The sequence below is a fragment of the Pseudomonas sp. K5002 genome (genome assembly GCF_013386655.1).
GTDB lineage: Bacteria > Pseudomonadota > Gammaproteobacteria > Pseudomonadales > Pseudomonadaceae > Aquipseudomonas.
The window spans coordinates 1-657 of sequence record NZ_JACARK010001411.1 but is presented as its reverse complement, the minus strand read 5'-3'; the positions used below and the strand labels follow the sequence as shown (position 1 = coordinate 657).

Sequence of the window (657 nt, the reverse complement as noted above, 5' to 3'; positions counted from 1 at the left end):
CTGTTCATCAACACCCTGCCCCTGCGCGTGCAATGGGCCGACGGCCCGGCACTGGTGGACTGGCTGCAACAGTTGCAGCAAGCCAACAGCGACCTGCGCCACCACGCCTACCTGCCCCTGGGCAAACTCAAGTCGATGAGTAAGATAGCGGCCGAACAGGCGCTGTTCGATTCGATCCTGGTGTTCGAAAACTTCCCGGTCACCGATGCGCTCAATCAGGACGCCAACGGCTTGAGCTTCGCCGACCCGAACCGTGAGCAGGCCACCGATGGCCTGGTCCTGACCCAGGGGCGCAACCATTTTCCGCTGTCACTGATCGTGGTGCCGGGCGAACAACTGCACTACCTGTTCAGCTACAACCGCAGCCGTTTCAGTGACGCCGAGATCGCGCTGCTGTCGGCACAATTGCGCAACGTACTGCTGGCCATGGCCGCGCAACCCCAACGCCGTGTGGGCGAACTCGATTGGCTGGGCGCTGACGAACGCCAGCACCTGCAAGCCCTGGGGCGCGGTGTGTCACTCGCCGTTCCTGAGGCGTGCTTGCATCAGCGTTTTGAGCAACAGGTCGTTGCCGCTCCGGACCAACCGGCAATCCGCGACCGCGCAGGCGTACTGAGTTACGCCGAGCTGGACCGGCGCGCCAACCGTCTCAGCCAT

General features: G+C 63.5%; 1 protein-coding gene. It reads left to right on the top strand.

Annotated elements, in window-relative coordinates; translation table 11 throughout:
• The coding region (locus tag HX846_RS36790; protein WP_256740448.1) for a condensation domain-containing protein at positions 1-657 on the top strand (657 nt) is incomplete at both ends.